Genomic DNA, 23,845 nt, shown 5'->3' on the forward strand with positions numbered 1-23,845 from the left:
TGGTTCAACCCTCAGCGGTTTGAATGGAGCATTCCTGTGTTGTGCATCAGCTTCCGTGTCTGTGGCATACCAAAATGGCGATCATTGTGTTTTCTTTCTGTGATCCTGCTCGCGGAACTTATTTTTGGTATTCCGGTAGCATCAAAAATATGAATTTGGCATACCAATAAGCGAGGCGAGGATGGATTTTGAACAAACGATGATGGAGTTGCTGATAAATGCCGGTGAAGCACGATCGCAGGCGATGATGGCGATCCAGCAGGCGCGCAAAGGGGACTGGGAAGGTGCCGATGCCGCGCTGGCCGCGTCAGATGAGGCTGCGAAAGCGGCGCATAAGATCCAGACCGCGCTGATTGGGGCGGATGAAGGCTGCGGGAAAGTGCCGGTGACATTGATTCTGGTGCATGCGCAGGACCATCTGATGACCGCGATGCTGTGCCGGGATTTGGCGGGGGAAATTGTATTATTGCGTAAGGAGCTGCGGTAGCCCTCACCCCGACCCTCTCCCGCAAGCGGGAGAGGGAGTCAGTGCAAAATGTTAGCCTGTGCTCGCATCAGTCCCCTCTCCCGCCAGCGGGAGAGGGTTAGGGTGAGGGTAAAATTATAGCTCCAGCGCCAGCAATTCCTGGATAGTCTGCGCACGGCGGATCTCACGCGCGGTGCCGTTTTCAAACAGAACTTCCGGGATCAGCGGGCGGCTGTTGTAGTTCGATGACATCGACGCACCATAGGCCCCGGTGTCATGGAACACCAGATAATCACCGATCTGCACCGCAGGCAGCGCGCGGGTTTCCACTTTGCCACCTTCGAGCTGGGTAAACACATCACCCGACTCGCACAGTGGACCGGCAATCACGCTCTCCACTGTCTGGCTGTCATTCACCGTACGGCCATCGGCAGGCAGCAACGAAATATGGTGATAGCTACCGTACATCGCCGGACGCATCAGATCGCTGAATCCGGCATCCACCAGCACAAAGTGGCGGCTGCCCATCTCTTTCACCGCACGAACCTGAGACACCAACACGCCGGACTCCGCCACCAGGAAACGACCCGGTTCAATTTCCAGTTTCACCGGATGACCAAGGTGCGCCGCGATGCGTTCGCGCGCGCCGTTCCACAGGCCATAGTAGTGATCGGTATCAATCGCCTCTTCACCCACACGGTAAGGGATCGACAAACCGCCACCGGCAGAGATCGCCTCCAGGTCCTGACCAAAGCTCACCACCTGATCCACCATCGCATCACATACCTGTTGCAGATGGCCGTAATCGACACCAGAACCGATATGCATATGCAGGCCGACGAGGCGCAGGCCGTGCTGCTGAATCGCCTCCAGTGCCTGTGGCAGGTCGCTGTGCCAGATGCCGTGTTTGCTGTTCTCACCGCCGGTGTTGGTTTTCTGGCTGTGGCCGTGGCCAAAGCCAGGGTTGATACGCAGCCATACCGCATGGCCTGTCGACACGGCACCGAGTTGATGCAGCATATCCACTGAACCGGCGTTAACCGGAACTTTCAGTTCGGCGATGCGCGCCAGCGTGGGCTGGTCCAGCACATCGGCGGTGAACACGATATCTTCGCCGCCCGGCTGATAACCCGCCGCCAGCGCGCGCTCGATTTCGCCCAGCGAGACGGAGTCAACTTTCACCCCTGCCGCGCGCATCAGGCGCAGAATATGAATATTTGAACACGCCTTTTGGGCGAAACGCACCACGTCGAACTGGTTCAACTGGGCAATGCGCTGCTGAATGACGCTGGCATCATAGGCCCAGAACGGGCCGCTGTAGTGCTGCGCCAGCGGCAGCAAATTGGCGGCGGTCAACGCGGTTTCGGTGTTATTCAGTGGACGTGGCATAGCAATTCTCCTGTGACGTTAACGCTATTTAGCCACAGCCATACCATGCAGAAAAATATCTGTTTTAGCAGCAGCTATGCAAATATGATATGGATTGAACGGAGGGCGTGATGGCAAAGATTAACTGGCGACATATCGAAATTTTCCATGCGGTGATGACCAGCGGCAATCTGACGCAGGCGGCCACGCTGCTGCATACCTCGCAGCCTACCGTCAGCCGAGAGCTGGCGCGGCTGGAACAGCAGCTTGGCCTGCAACTGTTTGAACGTGTGCGTGGTCGGTTACAACCCACGGTGCAGGGATTGCGTCTGTTTGAAGAGGTGCAACGCTCGTGGTACGGGCTGGATCGCATCATGGATGCCGCCGATGGCCTGCGTCAGTTCCGTCAGGGCGAACTCTCCATCGCCTGTCTGCCGGTGTTTTCCCAGTCGCTGCTGCCGCCACTGTGCCAACCGTTTTTGCAACGCTATCCTCAGGTCAGTATGAACATCATCCCGCAGGAGTCGCCGTTGCTGGAGGAGTGGTTGTCGGCGCAGCGTTACGATCTGGGCCTGACGGAAACCCAGCACGCTCCGGCTGGCACCGAACGCGTTGCGCTGCTAACCTGCGATGAGGTATGCGTACTGCCGCCGCAGCATCCACTGTGTCAGCGCGCGGTGCTGACGCCGCAAGATTTCCAGGGCGAGAACTATGTCAGCCTGTCGCGTAGCGATAGTTATCGTCAGCTACTGGATTCGTTGTTTCATGAGCAGGGGGTTGAACGGCGGTTGGTGCTGGAGACGCATAGCGCCGCATCGGTGTGCGCGATGGTACGCGCGGGCGTGGGGGTGTCGATTGTTAACCCGCTGACGGCGCTGGATTACGCCGACAGCGGTGTGGTGATGCGACGCTTCAGCATTGCGGTGCCATTCACCATCAGCCTGGTACGGCCGCAGCATCGCCCGGCTTCTGCGCTGGTGGACCACTTCTGCGACCATTTGCAACAACAGGTCGCGGCGTTCCCCCAGCGCATTGCCGAGCGTCTGGTTTAAGCGCGCACCGCCTCGCCCTGCCCGCCGGATTTACGGAAGGTGATCAGGCAAACAATCAGACCAATCGCCGCCAGCGCCGCTGCCGCGACCGGCACTGCCGTCAGGCCGTAGCCTTTGTCGATCACCGCACCGCCAACCCAGGCACCGAGCGCATTGCCAACGTTAAACGCGGAGATGTTCAGCGTCGACACCAGGTTGGGGGCATCTTTGCCATGACGTACCACGTTAATTTGCAGACCCGGTACGGTGGCGAAGGTCGCCATCGCCCACAGGAACAGCGTAATCTCGGCCAGCCACAGCGCATGGCTGGTCCAGCTAAACAGCAGTGAAAACAGCGCAATCAGTGAGAAGCTGAGGACCAGGCTGAAAGAGACTTTCCAGTCGGCCAGCTTGCCGCCGAGGATGTTACCGACCGTCAGGCCCGCGCCAATCAGGAACAACGTCCAGCTCACGCCACGATCGCTGATGCCGGTGACCTGCAACAGCAGCGGCGCTATGTAGCTGAACAACGCGAACATGGCAGCGGCAAAGCACACCGTCATCAGCAGCGACAACCACAACTTGCCATTCGCCAGCGCACTGACTTCACTTGCCAGATGCACCGGTTTCTCTTCTTTGTTGGTCGGCAGGCTGACAATTAACGCGACAAACGCGAGGATGCCGATAATCGCGACACCCCAGAAGGTGGCGCGCCAACCAAACATCTGACCAAACCAGGTGCCTAACGGTACGCCCAGTACGTTTGCCAGCGTCAGGCCGGTGAACATCAGGGCGACAGCCGATGCCTGACGACTCGGCGCAACCAGGCTGGCCGCCACCACTGAACCGATACCAAAAAATGCACCGTGGCACAGCGCGGTGACGATACGCGCCATCATCAGCAGATCGTAGCTGTAGGCCAGCGCGCACAATACGTTGCCGATGATAAAGATGCTCATCAGCAGTACCAGAGTCCGTTTACGCGGCAGTTTGGCGGTCAGCAGCGCCATAATTGGCGCGCCAATGGCGACACCCAGCGCATAGCCACTGATCAGCCATCCCGCAGAGGGAATCGACACCTGGAGATCGCCCGCCACTTCCGGTAGCAATCCCATGATGACAAATTCCGTGGTGCCGATGGCGAACGCACTCAGCGCCAGCGCCAGTAATGCAACAGGCATAACACACTCTCCCAATAACGATAATTTTGCAGGCGGGCCACCCCACGAACGTGGAATGGTTACAGCGGACACTTATAAATTTTTGAACTGCGTCACATTGAGTATTAAAGCATAGCCACCTTCGGGCATACACCCCGGTTGCAGCAAGGATATTTTGCCGCCACCGCAATAATTGTTCACATCTGTTAATGGACCTTTTGCAATTAGGCCTTTTCCCATTTCTCTCACGAAGCTGATTTTTCACGCTATTCTTGAACACTGGTTGTGATCACCCTCTCATTTTGACGGCGATCCACTCCTTAAAGGAAATTTACGCGTTGCCGATACCCCAATGGATTGCCTGGTAATGTCTCGTCATTCTTCAAAGGGGAGAGCGTATGCGATGGCTCATGGCCTTAACGATCGGCTGCCTGAGTGGCTGTTCTGTCGGACACTACGAGTACAGTAAAGAAGCAGAAAAACGGGTCGATATGACCTTCACCGGTATCCCGACAGTGCTGGGTGTCGGTTCGCTGGGCAGCGTTATCCCGCTCACCCCTGAGTACAGCCTGACGGCTGCCCATGTGGCGAAATATTCATTGTATCGGGTGAAGGCATGGCACCCGGAATGCGATCTCGCCGTGGTATATCACAAAAATGATGAGGCGAATCTGCCTCCGCATTTTCGCAATGGCCGGATTGGCGACGACGTCAATCTCTACGGCTACAGCTTTATTACCGCGCTGCCGGTGGCGTCCAACGGGCAGAATCTGATCAATACCACGCTGGTAAATGACTGGAATAAAGCCAGTTGCGTGGTGGTTGCCGCCAATGCTGGCGTGGTGAAAGGCATGTCTGGCGGCGCGGTGTACAACGCCAGCGACAATACCCTGGCCGGGGTTATCGTGGGCTACAGCAGCCGGATTAACGACAATCACAGTGGGAAGACGTTGTATAAGGATGTGGCGCTGTACGTGCCTTATGGACGCTTCCAGAAGTGGCTGGATGGGGTGATGAAGTCGTAAGTGCGGCCTGTTGCCCTCACCCCGGCCCTCTCCCGCAAGACGGGAGAGGGAGAGCGTGCCATATGCTCGATCGGTCCCCTCTCCCGCTGGCGGGAGAGGGTTAGGGTGAGGGTCAGGGCACCCACGGCCCCTGTAATTTCACTTGCGGGAAACCGCTGGTCAGAATGCGCAACTCCGCGTCGCGCGGCGTGTTATCGCCCTGCCCCTGAATACTGACGATATCCTGCGGACAGGCCGAGAACGCCACAAAACAATCCATTTCGGCGCGCAGCACAATGTAATCGCCCGGTTTGGTCACCACCGGTAGCGTCTTCAGGGTGATGCCATCAGGTTGTACCTGAATATTCATAAAGATATTGAACGACGCCAGATTGCCGTGCGGCAGTGTCACCCCCAGCTCTGCCAGCCCTTCATGCAGGTTATCGTGACAGTTGCGATGTGGTTCGGTGCAGCCCAGCAGTTCATAACGGCGGGCATCACAGGCAGCCATAAAGGTGTCGTGCACGCCTGGCGAGGTGTCAGCCACCAGCGTCAGAATCGGGTGGCGCTGGCTGGTGATAAAGCTATCGCCCACCTTCGGGTTGAGGCGCTGGTTCCAGACTCGCGTCGCCTCCATACACATATACTCGCTCACGTCTTCCGCGTTATAAGCCCAGCAATCCACCACCTGGGTGCCGTGCAGGTTGATCACCTGTACCGCTTCGCCCTTGTTGAGACGAACGGCTTTACCGTAGCGCGCCGGGATAGTGACGATCGCGCGTTGCTGAAATTCAGCTGACATGTTGTTCTCCAGATTAATGCTGCATGCCGCGACGATAGCGCGTCATGCGGGATTCAAGACAACGCGCCAGCCAGTCAATCAAGCTGTTCAGCAGCCAGTAGCAGAGTGCTACCGTCAGGTAGATCTCCAGCGGCGCGTAGGTATCAGAAATTGCCTGTTTGGCGGCGTACATAAACTCCTGCACCGAAACAATCGATAAGAGCGCAGAGTCTTTAATCAAACCAATGGTTAACCCGACCAGCGGCGATATCATTTGCGGCAACGTCTGCGGCAGTACCACATCACGCAGTTGCTCGCTGCGGCTAAGACCGAGTACGCGGCACGCCTCCCACTGGCCTTGCGGCAGCGCGGCAATCGCGGCGCGGATGACCTGCGCGATGTAAGGCGCGTAATAGAGCGTTAACGCCAGCACCCCAACTACCGGTGAAGAGAGGGTGATGTCATACTCCGGCAGCACGAAATAGAGCAGATAGATCACCACCAGCAAGGGCAGCGCCAGGGTTAACCCGCTGTAGAGGTTGAGAATTTTTAGCCAGAACGGCGAGGCGCGCATCAGCATCCACGCCATCAATCCGCCCCACAGTAAGGAACAGAGGGCCGCCACCGCACACAGTTGCAGGGTGGCAATCAGGCCGTCACCTAACGACGGCAATGAGGTCGCAATCGCCTGCCAATCCATTATGCCAGCCTCCGTTTCGCTTCCAGCCGTCGTGCCGCGCTAATCAGCGGCAAGGCAATTAACAGATACCCCGCAGCCACCAGCAACAACACCTGAGTCGCATCATAAGTGCGGGCGATAACGATCTGACCGGCATAGGTCAGTTCCGTCAGCGCCACCACCGAGGCTAGCGGAGTGGTTTTCAGCAAAATGGTGAATTCATTCACCAGCATTGGCAGGCTGGCGCGCATGACCTGGGGATTGATGACATACCACCAGGTCAGCGCGCGGCTTAACCCCAACGTCCGGGCGGCCTCCAACTGACCGCGCGTCACCAGACTGCGGTTAACGCGCAGAATTTCCGCCACGTACGCACCACTGTTCAGACCAATCGCCACCACAGCTGCAAGCATCGGCTGACCACCCAGCCCCAGGCGCGGTAGAGTAAAAAACACCACAAACAGTTGAACAATGGCCGGGGTGCCACGCATCAGGCTCACGTAGAGACGGCCAATAAAGCGCCAGATCCAGGCACGGCGCAGTTGCAGGAAACAGCCAAGCTGCCCCATCACTACGCTCACCATTGACGCCAGTACCGTCAGCACCAGCGTCATCAGCAGACCGTGCCCCAGTTCCGGCAGCGCGGCTATTACCTGTTGATCCAGCCCCATTGCTTACTCCGCGTTAAAATCCGTCAGGTTTTCCGCCACTGACAACCGCAGCGGTGCGGGCTTGTCATTCCCCTCGATGCCGGTATTGCAGGCGGAAACGATGAAACGCGTGTCCATCACCACGCGACAGGTAATGCTGTCACCTGGCTGGGTAAGGTTCTGTTCCGGCAGGATGTCGCCTTCACGCGTCAGTTTGACATGCATAAACAGGTTGATCGGGTCCGGCAGTTTCGGCACCGTCATGCCCAGACGAGCCAGTTCGCCGCTGACCGCTTCGATACAGCCTTCGCCGCCGTAGCCTCGCTCTGCCAGAAACGCCGTAGTGGAACCGGGCAGCAGCAGGTCGTGACGTTTGACGCTATCTTTGCCCAACACCATCATCGGACGACGACGGTTGTTGACCAGGCGCATCCCGGAACCCAACAGGTAGCTGTTGCTGAATACGCGGGTATGATGCACCGACAACCACACCGCCGGGTCTTGCAGGCTAAAACCGAACAACGACGCGACCGCCCCTTCGCCCAGCGCGGTGATACGCAGCAGTTGACCACGCAGCACACGAATCGACGCCACACCTCCCGCGGTGACCTCAATCGGTGCTGCGAGGGTGCGCACCGCGGTTTCTTCATAACTCTCACGCATTAACAGCATGCGACTTCTCCTCGGCGTGGTAGTGATCGCTGACGCGAATATCGATGGGCGTCACCTGTAAACCATTGCCCGGAATGATGTCCTGCGGGCAGGAAGAGACGGAACAAATCAGGTCGCACAGTGCTTCAAAGGTGATGCTGTCGCCCGCTTTGCTGTGGGGGTCGGTCACCTCCATACGGCCATCGGCAGTGACCGGACCGTTCTGGAACAGGTTGAACGGCTCCGGCAGGCTGAAATAGGTCACGCCATAGGCCTTCATGCCTTCCAGCAGGTTATCCACGCAGTTGCGATGACCTTCGACGCCGAAATCCACGCTGAAGCGGGTGCGATCGCAGGCCGGCACGTTGGCGTCGTGAATGCCGATGGTGTCGGCAACGATGCGCAACAGGGGACGGTTCTCGCTCGACCATAACGCATCACCCGGTTTGAAAAACAGCGAACGCAGATGCTGACGGGTATGGACCGGCGACAGCTTTTCGTTCAGGTCGTCGGCATTGACCGCGACAAAATCCGCGGCCTGCTGCCCTTCGCTATCAATGACGGTAATAAACTGCCCTTTGCGCACACGGAAGGTTTTGCCGTGGCCCGCCGGGACCGTCAGGGTTGACTGACACATAATTACTCCTGGGGAATGAAATCGCTGGCCGGAACGGTAAAGGTGGTGCCGAGATACTGCTGTTGCAGCCTGGTCAGCTCGCCATCTTTCTGCATCGCCAAAATGTGGTCGCTCAGAGCTTTGTTCAGGCTGCCGTCTTCTTTACGCGTTGCCCAACCCATCCATTGTGACGGACCGACTTCCCCCACCTGCGCCACTTTGCTCGGGTACTTCTTCACCACCGGCGCCAGCACGGAGATATCGTCGTAGACGAAATCCGCGCGTTTGGTCATCAGGGTGCTGACGGTTTGATCCAGCGAATCGACGCTGATGATGGTGATCGGTTTCTTACCGGCTTTTTTCAGTTCGTCGTTAAAGCCTTTCAGCAATTGTTCTGGCACGCTGGCGCTTTTCACCGCACCGCGCAGGCCGGACAGGCTTTCAGGGCTGAGGGTTTTGCCGCTAAAGGTTTTGGCTTCATCTTCGCGCACCAGCACACCGTTGACGGTTTTGCTGTAGGGCACGGTGAACAGCACTTTTTTCGCCCGTTCGGCGGTGACGTTGAGGGAGGAACCTTCGGCGTTAAACGAGCCGGAAATCAGGCCCGGCAAAATGCCGCTGAAGGCGGTTTTCTGAAACTCCAGTTTCACGCCGAGATCTTTGGCGAAGGATTGCATGATCGCCACGCTGTAGCCAGTGATCGCGCCGCTGTCGTCGGTGTACTCATACGGAGGAAATGTCGGGTCGATACCGACGGTGATTTTGCCGCTGCTTTTGATATCGGCCAGCGTATCGGCTTGCGCCTGTGCCAGCGATCCAACAGATAAAAGTGCGGCGATGAGCCAAGCGGTTTTTTTCATTATGGTGTTTCCCTGGTGTTGGTGAAATGTCTTTTTCTTCTGAGCATATTTTGTGCCAGATTTTTCACACACCACGCATACCAGGGTCGGGGATATCACTTTTCCCTGTACAATCATAAAGAAACATTTGTTTCTTAGTTCACATTTATCGTTTCTGTGATTTCATACATTGAAAACAGGGATGCCCGCCAGCGCACCATTTCGGTGCAATGGCGGGCGCAATATGCGCCAGTGCGGGGCGTTATTCGAGTTCGTCGAGGGATTGGTGCAGAGCTTCAACCTGGGCGAGGTAATCGTTGCTGGCTTTGCCCATCTCGCGCGCCACCAGGGAGCACAGCAAGTTGCAGATGCCGGAGAGCGCAGCGGTGCTGTCAAAAATCAGGCTACTGTCGGTGTGGCAGCGTACCACCCATTGCGCATGGCGGGCCGGTTTACCGGACAGCACATCGGCCAGATACAGCATCGGTACCTGGCGCTCGGCCAGCGCATTCATCGCTGCCTCTAACGCTGGCATACGACGACGCAGGCCAACGCAAATCACCACATCCTGTTCATTCAGTGATGCCAGATGCTCCGCCAGCGAATCGCCGGGGCGCGGCAGCAGGCGTACGTCGGGGTGAACGTGGATCAGATCGCGATAGATCAGTTGCGCAATGGTCTGGCTATGACGCCAGCCCATCACCACCACGCGCCGTGCGCGGGCGATGGCGCTGACCGCATCCTGCAACTGGCTGCTCTCCAGCGTGCGATAGCTGTTCACCAGATTGGCGATCTCTTTTTCCAGATGCTGCTGCATGATGCTGTCGAGCGGTGAAGCGCTGGGTGCGGCTTGCAGATAAAGCGGTGAACCGCTGCTCTGCATATCACGCGCCTGACGGCGAGCGGCTTCGTAGCTTTCATAACCGAGGTGGCGGAAAAAACGCGTGGTGGTGGCTTTGGAAACCCCGGCGCTGTGCGCCAGTTCAGTGGCGGTATTCATGGCGAGCTGGCCTGGGGCTGCCAGCAGTACGTCGGCCAGCCGCTGTTCGTGGCTGGAGAGTTGCTCCCAATGCTGACGAATCCGGCCTTCCAGTGATGCCGTTTTTGCACTCATGGTGGATCCCTGAAAATAAAAAAACCATCCTGCACAGAGCGTGCCGGGTTGTCATCTGGATTTTTTATTTGGATGGGGGGACATCTGCGTGCTGATACCCTCACCCCGGCCCTCTCCCATAAGGGAGAGGGAGAAAGAAAGTCCCCTCTCCCTTATGGGAGAGGGTTAGGGTGAGGGTTAAAGACCGCTCAATTACTTAGACGGGCGCAGCGCCGGGAACAGGATTACGTCGCGAATGGTGTGGCTGTTGGTAAACAACATCACCATACGGTCGATACCAATACCCAGACCGGCAGTTGGCGGCAGACCATGTTCCAGCGCGGTGACATAGTCTTCGTCATAGAACATCGCTTCGTCATCACCGGCATCTTTAGCGTTCACCTGTTGCAGGAAACGCTCAGCCTGATCTTCCGCATCATTCAGCTCGGAGAAGCCGTTACCGATTTCACGACCACCGATGAAGAATTCAAAGCGATCGGTGATTTCCGGGTTCTCGTCGTTACGACGTGCCAGCGGTGACACTTCTGCCGGATATTCGGTGATGAAGGTCGGCTGGATCAGATGCGCTTCGGCGGTTTCTTCGAAGATCTCGGTTACCACGCGGCCCAGACCCCAGCTCTTCTCGACTTTGATGTGCAGTGAGTTGGCAATCGCCACGGCTTTGTCGAAATCATCCAGATCCGCCAGATCAGTTTCCGGACGGTACTTTTTGATCGCTTCGCGCATGGTGAGTTTTTCGAACGGCTTGCCGAAATCGAAGGTGTTCTCACCGTACGGGACTTCCGTGGTGCCGAGGACGTCCTGCGCCAGGGTACGGAACAGGCTTTCGGTCAGCTCGATCAGATCTTTGTAATCCGCATACGCCATGTAGAGTTCCATCATGGTGAACTCTGGGTTGTGGCGCGGAGAGATGCCTTCGTTACGGAAGTTACGGTTGATCTCAAACACGCGATCAAAACCGCCAACCACCAGACGCTTCAGATACAGTTCCGGCGCAATACGCAGGTACATATCGATATCGAGCGCATTGTGATGGGTGATAAACGGACGGGCTGACGCACCACCCGGGATCACCTGCATCATCGGGGTTTCCACTTCCATAAAGTCGCGACCAACCATGAACTGACGAATGCCCGCCATGATTTTTGAACGCACCTGGAAGGTGTGACGCGATTCGTCGTTGGCAATCAGGTCCAGGTAACGCTGACGATAACGGGTTTCCTGATCGGCCAGGCCGTGGAATTTGTCCGGCAGAGGACGCAGCGCTTTGGTCAGCAGACGCAGTTCTGAGCAGTGGATTGACAGCTCACCGGTTTTGGTTTTGAACAGCTTACCGCGTGCGCCGAGGATATCGCCGAGATCCCACTTCTTGAATTGCTCGTTGTAGACGCCTTCCGCCAGATCATCGCGCGCCACGTACAACTGAATGCGGCCACCGACGTCCTGCAACGTGATGAATGACGCTTTGCCCATGATACGGCGGGTCATCATACGACCGGCAACACTGACCTCGATGCCAAGGTCTTCCAGCTCTTCGTTGCTCTTTTCGTCATAGCTGGCGTGCAGCTGATCGGAGGTGGTGTCACGGCGAAAATCGTTAGGAAACGCCACGCCGGTTTCACGCAGCGCGCTGAGTTTTTCGCGACGCGTTTTCAGTTCGTTATTTAACTCAAGTGCGGCATCAGCGCTCTGCGGTTGTTGTTCAGACATGTCGGTTCCTTATAGCCCTGCTTTTAAACTTGCTTCAATAAAACGATCGAGATCGCCATCCAACACCGCCTGGGTGTTACGCGTTTCTACGCCAGTACGCAGATCTTTGATGCGCGAATCATCGAGAACGTATGAACGGATCTGGCTGCCCCAGCCGATGTCAGATTTGTTATCTTCCGCCGCCTGTTTCTCAGCATTTTTCTTTTGCATCTCAAGCTCATACAGCTTCGCTTTCATCTGCTTCATGGCCTGATCTTTGTTCTTATGCTGCGAACGATCGTTCTGACACTGGGTCACGGTGCCGGTCGGAATGTGGGTGATACGTACCGCAGATTCCGTACGGTTAACGTGCTGACCACCCGCGCCCGAAGCACGGTAAACGTCAATACGCAGATCTGCCGGGTTGATTTCGATATCAATATCGTCATCCACTTCCGGATAGATAAAGGCAGAACTGAAGGAGGTGTGACGACGGCCACCCGAGTCAAACGGACTCTTACGCACCAGGCGATGGACGCCGGTTTCGGTACGCAGCCAGCCGAAAGCATATTCGCCAGAAACACGAATGGTGGCGGATTTCAGACCGGCCACTTCACCTTCTGACTCTTCAATAATCTCGGTTTTGAAGCCTTTGGCTTCTGCCCAGCGCAGGTACATGCGCATCAGCATGCTGGCCCAGTCCTGCGCTTCGGTGCCGCCGGAACCGGCTTGCAGGTCGATGTAGCAATCGGCGCTGTCGTATTCACCGGAGAACATACGACGGAATTCCAGTTCACCCAGCTTGGTTTCCAACACGTCCAGCTCGGCAATGGTGTCGTTGAAGGTTTCTTCGTCATCGGCTTCAACCGCCAGCTCCAGCAGGCCCTGCACATCTTCCAGCCCCTGATACATCTGGTCCAGGGTGCCGACGATGATTTCTAACGACGAACGTTCTTTACCCAGCGCTTGCGCACGCTCAGGTTCGTTCCAGACGTCAGGTTGTTCCAGCTCGGCGTTTACTTCTTCGAGGCGTTCTTTCTTGGCATCGTAGTCAAAGATACCCCCTAAGAACGTCGCTGCGCTCGGTGAGGTCCTGAATACGGTTTTTGACCGGGTTGATTTCAAACATGGCTTTTCAGTCTTTTTTGACGATTCGTGAGAGGAGGAAAATCTAACGCGCTAGTTTAACCGAAAGCGCGTTCACTTTATAGCTTTGCTGGCCGCTTATGCCAGCGGCCACAGATGGTCGATAATCAGCTGCACCGAACGGTTGCCACGATACTCGTTAATGTCCAGTTTGTAGGCCAGTTCGACCTGGCGCACGCTGCTGTCCGGCCACAAAGTCGTATCAACGTTAAAGGCGATCCCATCCAGCAACGGACCTCCGCCAATCGGCTCCACCATCACTTTCAGATGACGTTCGCCCACCAGCCGTTGTTGCAGCAGTTTAAACCGGCCATCAAATACCGGTTCAGGGAATGCCTGGCCCCAGGGTCCCGCCTCCCGCAGCAGCTCAGCGGTTTGCAGCGAAAACTCCTGCGCGCGCAATTCACCATCTGACCAGATTACCCCCTGCAACGCTTCGCCATCCAGCCATTCGTCAATCAACGCGGCAAAGCGCTGACGAAACTCTTCGTAGCGAGCTTCTTGCAGCGATAATCCAGCGGCCATCGCATGACCGCCGAATTTGATCATCAGGCCAGGATGCAGGGTATCGAGACGTTCCAGCGCGTCACGCAGATGGAGCCCGGCAATCGAGCGGCCAGAGCCCTTCAGCGTGCCGTCCCCTGCCGGAGCGAAAGCGATCACCGGACGGTGGAAACGCTCCTTGAGGCGCGAAGCCAAAATCCCCACCACTCCCTGATGCCACTCGGGATGGTAGAACGCCAGACCGAGCGGCAAGTCAGTGTGCTGTCGCTCCAGGGCATCACACAACGCCAGTGCTTCGCTTTTCATGCCCTGCTCAATCTCTTTACGCGTCTGATTCAACGCGTCCAGCTCGTTGGCCAGCATGCGCGCTTCGCTGATGTCTTCGGTCAGCAACAAGGCAACGCCCACCGACATATCATCCAGACGCCCCGCCGCATTGAGACGGGGACCGATGGCGAAACCGAGATCGCTCGCCACCAGTTGTCGCGCATCGCGATTGGCGATTTCCAGCAACGCACGAATACCGGCACGGCATTTCCCGGCGCGGATGCGGCTTAAGCCTTGCCACACCAGAATGCGGTTGTTGGCATCCAACGGCACCACGTCAGCCACGGTGCCCAGCGCTACCAGATCAAGCCATTCCGCCAGATTCGGTTCCGCCCGGCCCTCGCTAAACCAGTTTTGCGTACGCAGGTACGCGCGCAACGCCAGCATCAGATAGAAGGCGACGCCCACACCCGCCAGCGCCCGTGAGGGGAAATCGCTGTCGTTCAGATTTGGGTTAACAATGGCTTCGGCAGCCGGCAGCGTTTCACCCGGCAGGTGGTGATCGGTGACCAGCACCGGGATGCCATGCTGATGCGCCGTATCGACGCCCGCATGCGACGAAATGCCGTTATCTACCGTGAGGATCATCTCGGCACCGCGCGCCCGCGCCTGCTCCACCACTTCCGGGCTGAGGCCGTAGCCATCTTCAAAACGGTTGGGGACAAGGTAGTCGATGTTGCCACCGAGACTGCGCAGCGCCAGCACCGTTAACGCGGTGCTGGTGGCACCATCGGCGTCAAAATCGCCCACCACCACAATGCGGCGACCGTCGCGCAGCATCTGATGCAGCAGCGTCACCGCAGCATCGATGCCACCAAGCGTTTGCCACGGCAGCAGATGTTTAGCACCGCGTTCGAGTTCAGCGGCATCACGCACGCCACGTTGCAGGTAGAGCCGCCGCAGCAGCGGCGGCAAATCGGCAGGCAAGGTATCGTCGGCATGGGGTTCACGCCGACGCAGTTCAACAGAATGGATCACTGTGGATTAACCGCCACTTTTCTGGCCGTCGAGCACTTGCTTCAGCTCCTGTGGCCCCTGATAACCCGGGATCATCATGCCGCTGTCGGTCAGGATGGCAGGCGTGCCCTGAATACCAAACAAGATGCCCAGTTTATATTGCTGGTCGAGATCGATTTTGCAGGTCGCCGGTGCGTCCATCTGCGGCGCATTACCTTTCATCGCCTCATCAAACTGTTTGTTACGATCGGCACTGCACCAGATGGCTTTCATCGCTTTTTCGACCTGACCATGCAGACCTTCACGCGGGAATGCCAGGTAACGCACGGTGATGCCCAACGCGTTGTAGTCAGCCATTTGCTCATGAAGCTTACGGCAATAACCACAGGTAATGTCGGTAAACACGGTGATAACGTGTTGTTGTTTCGGCGCTTTGTAGATAATCATTTGCGGTTCCAGCGCCGTGACTTTCTTCTCCAGCAGCTGGTTCGTCACGTTCACCGGTTGTGCGCCGCTGACATCGTACAACGGCCCCTGAATCATGTGCTTACCATCGTCGGTGACGTACAACACGCCACTCTCCGTCAGCACAGTTTTGATGCCTGGCAGCGGTGACGGCTGAATTTCCGTCTGTTGCAGTCCCAACTTTTTCAAAGCCTGCTGGATGGCGCTGTCATCGGCATGAACCAGCCCGGAGAAGGTGCTGACCAGCAGAGCCAGCATCGTTAACTGTTTTTTCATCTCATTTCCTTGTTGCCGCGTTTCAGGCGCGCGGATGATGCTGTTGATGTAACAATCGCAAGCGCTCAGTGGCAACGTGCGTATAAATTTGGGTAGTGGAAAGGTCGCTGTGACCTAACAACATCTGTACGACGCGCAAATCGGCACCGTGGTTCAATAGATGTGTCGCAAAAGCGTGGCGCAACACATGCGGCGACAGTTTTTCGCTGTCGATTCCCGCCAGCAAAGCGTAGTGCTTAATCCGGTGCCAGAACGTCTGACGGGTCATCTTTTGCGCGCGATTGCTGGGGAATAGCACATCCAGCGTCTGGCCATTGAGCAACCACGGACGACCATGCGTCATATAATGCTCAATCCAGTAAATCGCTTCTTCACCCATTGGCACAAGGCGCTCTTTGTTGCCTTTACCAATCACCCGCACCACCCCCTGACGCAGGCTGACATCACTCAGGGTTAACCCCACCAGCTCAGAAACGCGCAGACCGGTGGCGTAGAGTAGCTCCAGCATCGCTTTGTCGCGCAGTTCGAGCGGAATCTCAATCGAGGGTGCCTGCAACAGGCGCTCTACCTGGCTTTCACTCAGATCCTTAGGCAAGCGCTGCGGGAGTTTCGGGGCGGAAAGCAGTGCGCTGGGATCGTCGCTACGCAGCTTTTCACGGTAAAGATATTGAAACAACCGCCGGATGGCGCTCAGGGTACGTGCTGAGCTGGTGGCTTTATAACCGCCCTCCACCCGTTCCGCCAGAAACTGCTGCAAGTCGAGTGCTTCCAGCGTCAGCAGCGTGCGCTCATGATGATGCAGCCAGCCGGTGAGAGTTTGCAGATCCTGGCGATAGGATGCGAGGGTATTTTGTGCCAGATTGCGCTCAATCCAGAGCGTATCCAGAAACTGTTCAATCAGGTCGCTGTCTGCCACTTTCTCCCTCCAACCGGTGTGAAATCGTGCTCATTATGCCTGAAAAGCGCCTGCTTCTGGTACAATTGCGCCAGAGTCAGTCTCAGACAGAGCATTAATTGCATGAATATCGGCCTGTTTTACGGTTCAAGTACCTGCTACACCGAAATGACCGCGGAGAAGATTCGCGACTTTATTGGTGAAGAATTAGTCACCCTGCACAACCTGAAAGATGACGATCCGGCGTTGATGGAGCAGTACGATTTGCTGATCCTCGGTATCCCAACCTGGGACTTCGGTGAGTTGCAGGAGGATTGGGAAGCGATTTGGCCGCAAATCCCGGCGCTGAATCTGCGCGGAAAAATTGTCGCCCTGTATGGCATGGGTGACATGATTGGCTACAGTGAATGGTTTCTCGACGCGCTGGGTATGCTGCATGAGTTGTTGCAGCCGATGGGCGTGCAGTTTGTCGGCTACTGGCCGCTGGAGGGCTACGAATTTACCAGCCCGAAACCGTTAACCGCCGATGGCAAACAATTTGTCGGTCTGGCGCTTGATGATGTGAACCAGTTTGAACTGAGTGATGAACGCATCGAACAATGGTGTGAACAGATTCTGACGGAAACCGCCGCGCTACTTTAACGCGTGATTCCTACGATGTAGCGGCGCGATTTATCGCGCGGTTTTTCCCACATTACGCACGAAACCGCGCGATAAATCGCGCCGCTACGGGCTTAAACAGCAGGCACGCAATGTGCGCCAGCTTGCTGCTGGCATGTTGTCAGACATCAGCCACAACCGCCTGCATTGCCCCTGGTCGTTACGTAGCACCAGCAAGACGCCAATCGGCAACCAGCCAGGTGCGCGCGCGTTGTGCCAGCGCATATCTTCCCAGTGCCAGATACCCTGATGATCCAACGAAAGTGGCCCGCAGCGTCGTTGCAACTGCCGCTGGTGACCCCATCCCTCCACCAGCAATACCAACAACAACGGCGCTTTACTCCAGCGCCATGTTTCCGGCCAGGGCAGGCAAACCACCAGTGAACAACAAAGCAGCAGCATCAGCGCCTGCAATATCCGGGCGCTGTGCGATGGATGCAGCTTACATCGCCACCGGACCGCGTTCACGATTGCGCTGCTGAATCAGTTTCACCATACGCTGAAACTCGGGATCGACCGGTTCACCGTGGTTCATCATCCAGTTGAATAAATCCGGGTCGTCGCTTTTCAATAAGGCCACGAACACCTGCTTGTCGGTGTCAGTCAGCGAATCGTACTCATATTTGAAAAACGGCATGATAGCGATGTCCAGCTCCAGCATGCCCCGACGGCACGCCCATTGGACGCGGGCTTTGTCATGAATATCCATGTCTCTTTTCCACAGCGGCAAACAATGGCGCTCAGTGTACCTGCTTTTTTTCGCGGGTGCAGGCGTCACTGCACTGGCTGTGCAGTGACGCGCAAAACCCTTTCACACAATGCAGGGTTATCACGCGATTTGTGCGTCAGGTTCCGCAAACTGGTTGCAAAGCCGCGCTGCTCTTTTAACATGGAAAGATTGTCTACGGATGAACCCATTAATCAGGAAAAACCCATGCCCATATTTACCCTTCCCCCTCGTCAGCCGACTGCATCATCTCGTCTGCCTTTAACCCTGATGTCACTCGATGAGTGGGCGCTGGTTGCGGTGCAGGGCAAAGACAGCACCTCGTATTTGCAAGGCCAACTGACGCTGGATGTAGCTGCGCTGGATGCGACACAGCATCGTCCGGCCGCGCATTGCGATGCCAAAGGGAAAATGTGGAGCAGCCTGCGTCTGTTTCATCGTGGCGAAGGTTATGGCTACCTGGTACGCCGTAATCTGCGTGATACCCAGCTTACGGAGCTGAAAAAATATGCGGTGTTCGCCAAGGTGACCATTGCCGCCGATGATGATGCTGTACTGCTGGGCCTGGCTGGCTTCCAGGCACGCACTGCACTGGCAGGTCTGTTCCCGGTGCTGCCGGATGCCACAACACCGGTGGTGCAGCAGGGCGACACGACTTTGCTGTGGTTTGAGCAACCGGCGGAACGCTTCCTGTTGGTTACCACGCTGGCCCAGGCTGAAGCGCTGAAGGATAAACTGACGGGTGATGCGCAATTCAATGACAGCACGCAGTGGCTGGCACTGGATATTGAAGCAGGCATTCCGGTGATTGACAGCGCCACCAGCGCACAGTTGATCCCACAAGCCACTAACCTGCAAGCGCTGGATGCCATCAGCTTTAAAAAAGGCTGCTACACCGGGCAGGAGATGGTTGCACGCGCTAAATTCCGTGGCGCCAACAAACGCGCGCTGTACTGGCTAGCTGGCCAGGCCAGCCATCTGCCACCGGCCGATGGGTCGCTGGAATTACAGATGGGTGACAGGTGGCGTCGCACCGGCACCGTGCTCACCGCCGTTCAACTGGATGACGGTGAAGCATGGATTCAGGTGGTGATGAATAACGATCTGGAACCGGATAGCGTGCTGCGGGTTGAGGGTGATGAAGGGGGCAAGCTGACCATTCAGCCATTGCCCTATTCTCTCGAAGATTAAATTTCTCAGGCTTCCTTTTCCCTCACCCCGCCCCTCTCCCGTAAGACGGGAGAGGGAGATATGCCATATGCATGACCGGGAGGATGGATTTTACATCACGTAGAAATAAATAGCGCAGAAGTGGCACACACTGCCACCCAACACAAACGCGTGCCAGATTGCATGGTTATAAGGGATGCGGCGCGCGACATAGAAAATCACGCCTAACGAGTACACGATCCCGCCCGCCGCCAGCAGCCATACGCCACCCGCTGACAATTTTGTTGCCAGCTGATAAATCACCACCAGCGACAGCCAGCCCATACTGAGATAGGTGACCAGCGATAGCACCTTAAAACGGTGGGCAATGGTGAGTTTAAAGATGATTCCCGCCAGCGCGAGGCTCCAGATGACAATCATCAGCCCTTTAGCCAGCGACGATTTCAGTCCCACCAGCAGGAATGGCGTATACGTCCCTGCAATCAGTAAATAGATGGCACAGTGGTCAAATTTTTTCAGCCAGTATTTGGCTTTCTGGTGTGGAATGGCGTGATAAAGGGTCGACGCCAGAAACAGCAGGATCATGCTGCCACCATACAAACTGTAGCTGGTGATCGCGGTGGCATCCGCCTGCATTTCAACGGCTTGCGTTAAAAGCAACACCAGGCCAATAATGCCAAACAGGCAGCCCAATCCGTGGCTGATACTGTTAGCAATCTCCTCTGCCAGCGAATAGCCCTGAGCGATAAGACGGTTCTGTACCATGAGAGTGCATCCCGAAAAACGAAGAAACTGACTGTGCTTTTTCTGTGCATCAGAGTAACCAGAATTAATTTCAGTGTACACATGTACGCTAAAATTAATCTGTGAATCAGTGTTTCAGCCAGCATGATCAGACGTAGCGGCGCGATATTTTGTTTACCGCCCACCTGCAGCATCAATGATAGTGCCGGTGATATAGGATGCGGCATCACTGGTGAGCCAGAGGATAGCCTCGGCGATCTCCTGCGGCTGACCGCCACGCCCCATTGGGATAACGCTGGCAAGCCGATCTACCCTGCCAGGTTCACCACCGTCAGCATGCATTTCGGTGTAAATAAATCCCGGACGTACGCCGTTCACGCGAATCCCCTGCGCGGCAACTTCCAGCGATAAGCCTTTAGTAAGTGTATCCATCGCGCCTTTGGAGGCGGCGTAATCCACATATTCTCCTGGCGCTCCGGTTCTGGCCGCGGCGGATGACACGTTGACGATCGCGCCACCGCTGCCGCCATGTTGGGTTCCCATGCGCTTCACCGCTTCGCGGCAGCATAAGAACGTACCGGTGACATTGGTAGCAAAGACACGCTGGAGACGTTCTGCGGTCAGGTCTTCAGTGCGGCACTGCTGAAACAGAATGCCCGCATTGTTGACCAACACCTTCAGCGGCGCTTCGTAGCGGTCAAGCTGCTGAAACATCCGTACCACCTGCGCTTCATCGGCGATATCCGCCTGCACCGTAAACGCCTTGCCACCCTGTGCTTCGATGGCGGCGACCACCTGTTGCGCTTCAGCTTCACGCTGGCGGTAATTCACCGCCACGCAATAACCTGCCTGCGCCAGTAATAACGCCGTAGCACGACCGATACCGCGACTTGCGCCAGTGACTAATGCCAGTTCCATTTTGCCTCCAAAGAAAAAGGCCGGTTTCCCGGCCTTCGATAACGTGTGGTTCAGTGTAGCTTACGCATACTCACTCATCGGTACGCAGCTACAGAACAGGTTGCGATCGCCAAACACATCATCCAGACGTTTTACCGTCGGCCAGTATTTGTTAGCGCTGCCTGCCGGGAACACGGCCAGCTCACGGCTGTACGGATGCGCCCACTCACCAACGATCTCCATCTGAGTGTGCGGCGCATTGACCAGCGGATTGTCCTCTGCCGGCCATTCACCATCTGCCACACGATCGATTTCCATACGGATTGCCAGCATCGCATCAATAAAGCGATCCAGCTCGATTTTGCTCTCTGATTCCGTCGGCTCGACCATCAGCGTACCCGCAACCGGGAATGACATGGTTGGCGCATGGAACCCGTAATCGATCAGACGTTTGGCGATATCCATTTCGCTGATGCCGGTTTGTTCTTTCAGCGGGCGAATATCAAGAATACATTCATGCGCCACGCGATCATCGCGACCGGTATAGAGAATCGGATAGGCTGACTGCAAACGGCTGGCGATGTAGTTGGCATTGAGGATTGCCACCGAACTCGCCTGCTTCAATCCTTCAGCACCCATCATGCGGATATACATCCAGCTGATCGGCAGAATCGAGGCACTGCCAAAGGGGGCTGCGGATACCGCGCCCTGCTGCGTCAGTACACCATCAATCTGCACTACGCTATGGCCCGGTACAAACGGTGCCAGATGCGCTTTCACGCCGATCGGTCCCATACCTGGGCCGCCACCGCCGTGTGGAATACAGAAGGTTTTATGCAGGTTAAGGTGAGAGACATCCGCGCCGATATAACCTGGCGTGGTGATCCCCACCTGTGCGTTCATGTTGGCGCCATCCAGATAAACCTGACCGCCGTACTGATGCACGATCTGGCACACTTCACGGATAGTCTCTTCATACACGCCGTGCGTTGACGGGTAGGTCACCATGATGCAGGAGAGTTTATCGCCTGACTGCGCCGCTTTCTCACGCAGATCGCCGAGGTCGATGTTGCCCTGTTTGTCACAAGCCACCACCACCACCGACATTCCCGCCATCTGTGCCGACGCCGGGTTGGTGCCATGCGCAGAGCTGGGGATCAAACAAATATGACGATCGCCTTCGTTACGGCTTTCGTGGTAGCGACGGATAGCCAGCAAGCCAGCATATTCACCCTGCGCACCAGAGTTCGGCTGCATACACAGCGCGTCGTAACCGGTCAGCTGTACCAACCACTGCGACAGCTGGCCGATCATTTGCAGATACCCGGACGCCTGTTCTGCCGGGCAGAACGGGTGCAGTTCAGCGAATTCCGGCCAGGTAATTGGGATCATCTCTGCGGCGGCATTCAGTTTCATGGTGCAGGAACCGAGCGGGATCATCGCCTGGTTCAGCGCCAGATCCTTTTTCTCCAGGCTGTGCATATAACGCATCATCTCAGTTTCGCTGTGATGACGGTTAAATACCGGGTGCTCGAGAATCGCACTCTGACGCTGCTGCCCTGCCGGGATTCCGCTGTTTTCAGCAGCCACGGCGCTGTCCAGCGCATCAATGTCCTGGCCATGTTCATCACCCAGCAAAATGGCGAACAGCGCCTGCACGTCTTCACGACGGGTAGTTTCATCCAGCGTGATGCCCACGGCGTGATGAATGTCGCTACGCAGGTTAACACCGAAACTCAGAGCACGGTTTAGCACTGCCGCTTTGTCAGCCACTTCGACGGTCAGGGTATCGAACCAGCTATTGTGGCGCAGTTTCAGTCCGCCATTTTTCAGTCCGGCCGCCAGGATGCTGGTCAGACGGTGGATACGTGAAGCAATACGTTTCAGGCCAGCCGGTCCATGATAAACCGCATAGAAACCAGCGATGTTTGCCAGCAGCACCTGTGAAGTACAGATGTTGGAGTTGGCCTTCTCACGGCGGATATGCTGTTCACGGGTTTGCATCGCCATACGCAGCGCGGTGTTACCGGCGGCATCGCGCGACACACCGATGATACGCCCCGGCATAGAACGCTTGTGCTCGTCACGGCTGGCAAAAAATGCCGCGTGAGGACCGCCGTAGCCCATTGGCACACCGAAACGTTGCGCAGAACCAAATACAATGTCTGCGCCCTGCTTGCCCGGTGCTTCCAGTTGCACCAACGCCATAAAGTCAGAGGCGACACTCACCACCACTTTGCGGCTTTTCAGCTCGGCAATCAGCGAACGGTAGTCATGCACTTCACCGGTGGTACCCGCCTGTTGCAGCAGCACACCAAACAGGTCGTCATGATCGAGCGCTTTTGCTGCGCTATCGATAATCAGTTCAAAACCAAAGGTTTCGGCACGCGTACGCACCACATCCAGTGTTTGCGGATGGATGTCGTCAGCGATAAAGAATTTGTTGGCATTTTTTAGCTTGCTGACGCGTTTTGCCATCGCCATCGCTTCAGCGGCGGCGGTGGCTTCGTCAAGCAGTGAAGCCGATGCGATATCAAGGCCGGTCAGGTCCAGCGTCAGGGTCTGGAAGTTGAGCAGCGCTTCCAGACGGCCCTGAGACACTTCCGGCTGGTACGGGGTATAGGCGGTGTACCAGCCCGGATTTTCCAGCATGTTGCGCAGAATCACCGGAGGGGTGATCACCGCAGTGTAGCCCATACCAATCCAGGATTTATAACGCTGGTTCTGACTGGCAATCGCTTTCAGCTCTGCCAGCGCCTGCTGCTCGGTGGCCGCATCACCCACAGCGGGCGGTCCCGGCAATTGGATGTCGGCAGGCACAATGGAACCAATCAGGGATTCCAAAGAGCTGGCACCAATCGCTTCCAGCATGGTGGCCTGTTGCTCCGGCGTTGGTCCGATATGGCGCTCAATAAAAGCACCGTTATGTTCAAGCTGGCTGAGAGTCTGAGTCATTAGCAGTAAATCCTGAATCGGGCTGGGTATTAATACAGACAAAAAAGAAAGGTGCCGCCACGCGACACCTTCTG

General features: G+C 56.5%; 24 protein-coding genes. 5 read left to right on the plus strand and 19 right to left on the minus strand.

Translation table 11 applies throughout. The features are described from left to right. Positions 1-181 precede the first annotated feature (181 nt). Entirely contained in the window at positions 182-487 is a 306-nt protein-coding gene (locus AC6I8N_RS16180) for a PTS lactose/cellobiose transporter subunit IIA (RefSeq protein ID WP_497829471.1), read from the plus strand. 114 nt (positions 488-601) lie between these two features. Here the strand turns inward: AC6I8N_RS16180 and lysA are convergent, their stop codons facing one another. Continuing rightward, the gene (gene lysA, locus AC6I8N_RS16185) at positions 602-1,855 is read right to left on the minus strand and encodes a diaminopimelate decarboxylase (protein ID WP_415175248.1); all 1,254 of its coding nucleotides are present in this window, start codon (positions 1,853-1,855) and stop codon (positions 602-604) included. A 110-nt stretch (positions 1,856-1,965) separates the two neighbouring features. Here lysA and AC6I8N_RS16190 point away from each other — a divergent pair, with 110 nt between their 5' ends. Further along, positions 1,966-2,886, plus strand: a complete 921-nt coding sequence (locus tag AC6I8N_RS16190) for a LysR family transcriptional regulator (protein ID WP_415175249.1) — start codon at positions 1,966-1,968, stop codon at positions 2,884-2,886. On the opposite strand, the gene AC6I8N_RS16195 is transcribed toward AC6I8N_RS16190, so the two are convergent. Continuing rightward, on the minus strand, positions 2,883-4,046 hold the full coding sequence (locus tag AC6I8N_RS16195) for an MFS transporter (RefSeq protein ID WP_415175250.1): 1,164 nt from the start codon (positions 4,044-4,046) through the stop codon (positions 2,883-2,885). The genes AC6I8N_RS16190 and AC6I8N_RS16195 overlap by 4 nt on opposite strands. A 377-nt stretch (positions 4,047-4,423) precedes the next feature. On the opposite strand from AC6I8N_RS16195, the gene AC6I8N_RS16200 reads away from it, so the two are divergent. Continuing rightward, positions 4,424-5,050 (plus strand): hypothetical protein, encoded by a 627-nt coding sequence (locus AC6I8N_RS16200; RefSeq protein WP_036626568.1) that lies wholly within the window; start codon positions 4,424-4,426, stop codon positions 5,048-5,050. Between the two features lie 112 nt (positions 5,051-5,162). Here the strand turns inward: AC6I8N_RS16200 and AC6I8N_RS16205 are convergent, their stop codons facing one another. From AC6I8N_RS16205 to xerD, 12 genes are all read right to left on the minus strand, one after another. Continuing rightward, positions 5,163-5,831 (minus strand): DUF1989 domain-containing protein, encoded by a 669-nt coding sequence (locus AC6I8N_RS16205; protein WP_208723689.1) that lies wholly within the window; start codon positions 5,829-5,831, stop codon positions 5,163-5,165. Between the two features lie 13 nt (positions 5,832-5,844). After that, positions 5,845-6,510, minus strand: a complete 666-nt coding sequence (locus AC6I8N_RS16210; RefSeq protein WP_497829472.1) for an amino acid ABC transporter permease — start codon at positions 6,508-6,510, stop codon at positions 5,845-5,847. Continuing rightward, entirely contained in the window at positions 6,510-7,160 is a 651-nt protein-coding gene (locus AC6I8N_RS16215) for an amino acid ABC transporter permease (protein ID WP_415175252.1), read from the minus strand. The genes AC6I8N_RS16210 and AC6I8N_RS16215 overlap by 1 nt, the downstream gene beginning before the upstream one ends. Positions 7,161-7,163: 3 nt before the next feature. After that, positions 7,164-7,811: an urea carboxylase-associated family protein gene (locus AC6I8N_RS16220; RefSeq protein ID WP_021184608.1), complete on the minus strand. Its 648-nt coding sequence runs from the start codon at positions 7,809-7,811 to the stop codon at positions 7,164-7,166. After that, on the minus strand, positions 7,795-8,427 hold the full coding sequence (locus AC6I8N_RS16225) for a DUF1989 domain-containing protein (RefSeq protein ID WP_021184609.1): 633 nt from the start codon (positions 8,425-8,427) through the stop codon (positions 7,795-7,797). Before AC6I8N_RS16225 ends, AC6I8N_RS16220 begins: the two co-directional genes overlap by 17 nt. A gap of 2 nt (positions 8,428-8,429) precedes the next feature. Continuing rightward, a complete protein-coding gene (locus AC6I8N_RS16230) occupies positions 8,430-9,266 on the minus strand; it encodes a transporter substrate-binding domain-containing protein (protein ID WP_208723686.1) in 837 nt (278 codons plus the stop codon). A gap of 241 nt (positions 9,267-9,507) precedes the next feature. Beyond that, positions 9,508-10,359 carry a MurR/RpiR family transcriptional regulator gene (locus AC6I8N_RS16235; RefSeq protein ID WP_021184611.1) on the minus strand — a complete coding sequence of 284 codons (852 nt, stop codon included), beginning with the start codon at positions 10,357-10,359 and terminating at the stop codon, positions 9,508-9,510. A 192-nt stretch (positions 10,360-10,551) separates the two neighbouring features. Then, a complete protein-coding gene (gene lysS, locus AC6I8N_RS16240; protein ID WP_415175254.1) occupies positions 10,552-12,069 on the minus strand; it encodes a lysine--tRNA ligase in 1,518 nt (505 codons plus the stop codon). A 9-nt stretch (positions 12,070-12,078) separates the two neighbouring features. After that, positions 12,079-13,177 (minus strand): peptide chain release factor 2 gene (prfB, locus tag AC6I8N_RS16245; RefSeq protein WP_152521887.1). Its coding sequence is split into 2 segments (ribosomal slippage): positions 12,079-13,101 and positions 13,103-13,177, totalling 1,098 coding nucleotides; the frame shifts between segments, so codons are not numbered across the junction. Positions 13,178-13,272: 95 nt separating this feature from the next. Beyond that, positions 13,273-15,003 carry a single-stranded-DNA-specific exonuclease RecJ gene (gene recJ / locus AC6I8N_RS16250; RefSeq protein WP_021184614.1) on the minus strand — a complete coding sequence of 577 codons (1,731 nt, stop codon included), beginning with the start codon at positions 15,001-15,003 and terminating at the stop codon, positions 13,273-13,275. A gap of 6 nt (positions 15,004-15,009) precedes the next feature. Beyond that, positions 15,010-15,723, minus strand: a complete 714-nt coding sequence (gene dsbC / locus AC6I8N_RS16255) for a bifunctional protein-disulfide isomerase/oxidoreductase DsbC (RefSeq protein ID WP_021184615.1) — start codon at positions 15,721-15,723, stop codon at positions 15,010-15,012. Positions 15,724-15,745: 22 nt separating this feature from the next. Next, positions 15,746-16,639, minus strand: a complete 894-nt coding sequence (xerD, locus tag AC6I8N_RS16260) for a site-specific tyrosine recombinase XerD (RefSeq protein WP_021184616.1) — start codon at positions 16,637-16,639, stop codon at positions 15,746-15,748. A 102-nt stretch (positions 16,640-16,741) separates the two neighbouring features. Between xerD and fldB the strand changes: the two genes are divergently transcribed. Then, positions 16,742-17,260 carry a flavodoxin FldB gene (gene fldB / locus AC6I8N_RS16265; RefSeq protein ID WP_021184617.1) on the plus strand — a complete coding sequence of 173 codons (519 nt, stop codon included), beginning with the start codon at positions 16,742-16,744 and terminating at the stop codon, positions 17,258-17,260. 84 nt (positions 17,261-17,344) lie between these two features. Here fldB and AC6I8N_RS16270 read toward each other — a convergent pair whose 3' ends face one another. Together AC6I8N_RS16270 and sdhE are read right to left on the minus strand one after the other, a co-directional pair. After that, a complete protein-coding gene (locus AC6I8N_RS16270; RefSeq protein ID WP_497829473.1) occupies positions 17,345-17,746 on the minus strand; it encodes a protein YgfX in 402 nt (133 codons plus the stop codon). Next, the gene (sdhE, locus tag AC6I8N_RS16275) at positions 17,721-17,987 is read right to left on the minus strand and encodes an FAD assembly factor SdhE (protein WP_021184619.1); all 267 of its coding nucleotides are present in this window, start codon (positions 17,985-17,987) and stop codon (positions 17,721-17,723) included. Before sdhE ends, AC6I8N_RS16270 begins: the two co-directional genes overlap by 26 nt. Before the next feature lie 225 nt (positions 17,988-18,212). On the opposite strand from sdhE, the gene ygfZ reads away from it, so the two are divergent. After that, positions 18,213-19,196, plus strand: a complete 984-nt coding sequence (ygfZ, locus tag AC6I8N_RS16280) for a tRNA-modifying protein YgfZ (protein ID WP_021184621.1) — start codon at positions 18,213-18,215, stop codon at positions 19,194-19,196. Between the two features lie 90 nt (positions 19,197-19,286). On the opposite strand, the gene trhA is transcribed toward ygfZ, so the two are convergent. The 3 genes from trhA to gcvP all read right to left on the minus strand — a co-directional run bounded on the left by trhA (position 19,287) and on the right by gcvP (position 23,771). After that, on the minus strand, positions 19,287-19,940 hold the full coding sequence (trhA, locus tag AC6I8N_RS16285) for a PAQR family membrane homeostasis protein TrhA (protein ID WP_021184622.1): 654 nt from the start codon (positions 19,938-19,940) through the stop codon (positions 19,287-19,289). Between the two features lie 153 nt (positions 19,941-20,093). After that, positions 20,094-20,837, minus strand: coding sequence for an SDR family oxidoreductase (locus tag AC6I8N_RS16290; RefSeq protein WP_021184623.1), 744 nt, complete (start codon positions 20,835-20,837; stop codon positions 20,094-20,096). Between the two features lie 60 nt (positions 20,838-20,897). Further along, complete coding sequence (gene gcvP, locus AC6I8N_RS16295) at positions 20,898-23,771, minus strand: aminomethyl-transferring glycine dehydrogenase (RefSeq protein ID WP_021184624.1); 2,874 nt, start codon at positions 23,769-23,771, stop codon at positions 20,898-20,900. Positions 23,772-23,845 lie beyond the last annotated feature (74 nt).

It is taken from the genome of Pantoea sp. X-Soil-TKNS-1279 (assembly GCF_059730565.1).

What these genes read in the sequence shown, in the direction of transcription:
- lysA (WP_415175248.1), bottom strand. Translation starts at nt 1,855, where the DNA reads ATGCCACGTCCACTGAATAACACCGAAACCGCGTTGACCGCCGCCAAT.
- AC6I8N_RS16190 (WP_415175249.1), top strand. Translation starts at nt 1,966, where the DNA reads ATGGCAAAGATTAACTGGCGACATATCGAAATTTTCCATGCGGTGATG.
- AC6I8N_RS16200 (WP_036626568.1), top strand. Translation starts at nt 4,424, where the DNA reads ATGCGATGGCTCATGGCCTTAACGATCGGCTGCCTGAGTGGCTGTTCT.
- AC6I8N_RS16220 (WP_021184608.1), bottom strand. Translation starts at nt 7,811, where the DNA reads ATGCTGTTAATGCGTGAGAGTTATGAAGAAACCGCGGTGCGCACCCTC.
- ygfZ (WP_021184621.1), top strand. Translation starts at nt 18,213, where the DNA reads ATGCCCATATTTACCCTTCCCCCTCGTCAGCCGACTGCATCATCTCGT.
- sdhE (WP_021184619.1), bottom strand. Translation starts at nt 17,987, where the DNA reads ATGGATATTCATGACAAAGCCCGCGTCCAATGGGCGTGCCGTCGGGGC.
- AC6I8N_RS16205 (WP_208723689.1), bottom strand. Translation starts at nt 5,831, where the DNA reads ATGTCAGCTGAATTTCAGCAACGCGCGATCGTCACTATCCCGGCGCGC.
- AC6I8N_RS16215 (WP_415175252.1), bottom strand. Translation starts at nt 7,160, where the DNA reads ATGGGGCTGGATCAACAGGTAATAGCCGCGCTGCCGGAACTGGGGCAC.
- trhA (WP_021184622.1), bottom strand. Translation starts at nt 19,940, where the DNA reads ATGGTACAGAACCGTCTTATCGCTCAGGGCTATTCGCTGGCAGAGGAG.
- AC6I8N_RS16225 (WP_021184609.1), bottom strand. Translation starts at nt 8,427, where the DNA reads ATGTGTCAGTCAACCCTGACGGTCCCGGCGGGCCACGGCAAAACCTTC.
- dsbC (WP_021184615.1), bottom strand. Translation starts at nt 15,723, where the DNA reads ATGAAAAAACAGTTAACGATGCTGGCTCTGCTGGTCAGCACCTTCTCC.
- AC6I8N_RS16210 (WP_497829472.1), bottom strand. Translation starts at nt 6,510, where the DNA reads ATGGATTGGCAGGCGATTGCGACCTCATTGCCGTCGTTAGGTGACGGC.
- AC6I8N_RS16235 (WP_021184611.1), bottom strand. Translation starts at nt 10,359, where the DNA reads ATGAGTGCAAAAACGGCATCACTGGAAGGCCGGATTCGTCAGCATTGG.
- lysS (WP_415175254.1), bottom strand. Translation starts at nt 12,069, where the DNA reads ATGTCTGAACAACAACCGCAGAGCGCTGATGCCGCACTTGAGTTAAAT.
- AC6I8N_RS16230 (WP_208723686.1), bottom strand. Translation starts at nt 9,266, where the DNA reads ATGAAAAAAACCGCTTGGCTCATCGCCGCACTTTTATCTGTTGGATCG.
- gcvP (WP_021184624.1), bottom strand. Translation starts at nt 23,771, where the DNA reads ATGACTCAGACTCTCAGCCAGCTTGAACATAACGGTGCTTTTATTGAG.
- AC6I8N_RS16195 (WP_415175250.1), bottom strand. Translation starts at nt 4,046, where the DNA reads ATGCCTGTTGCATTACTGGCGCTGGCGCTGAGTGCGTTCGCCATCGGC.
- AC6I8N_RS16180 (WP_497829471.1), top strand. Translation starts at nt 182, where the DNA reads ATGGATTTTGAACAAACGATGATGGAGTTGCTGATAAATGCCGGTGAA.
- AC6I8N_RS16290 (WP_021184623.1), bottom strand. Translation starts at nt 20,837, where the DNA reads ATGGAACTGGCATTAGTCACTGGCGCAAGTCGCGGTATCGGTCGTGCT.
- fldB (WP_021184617.1), top strand. Translation starts at nt 16,742, where the DNA reads ATGAATATCGGCCTGTTTTACGGTTCAAGTACCTGCTACACCGAAATG.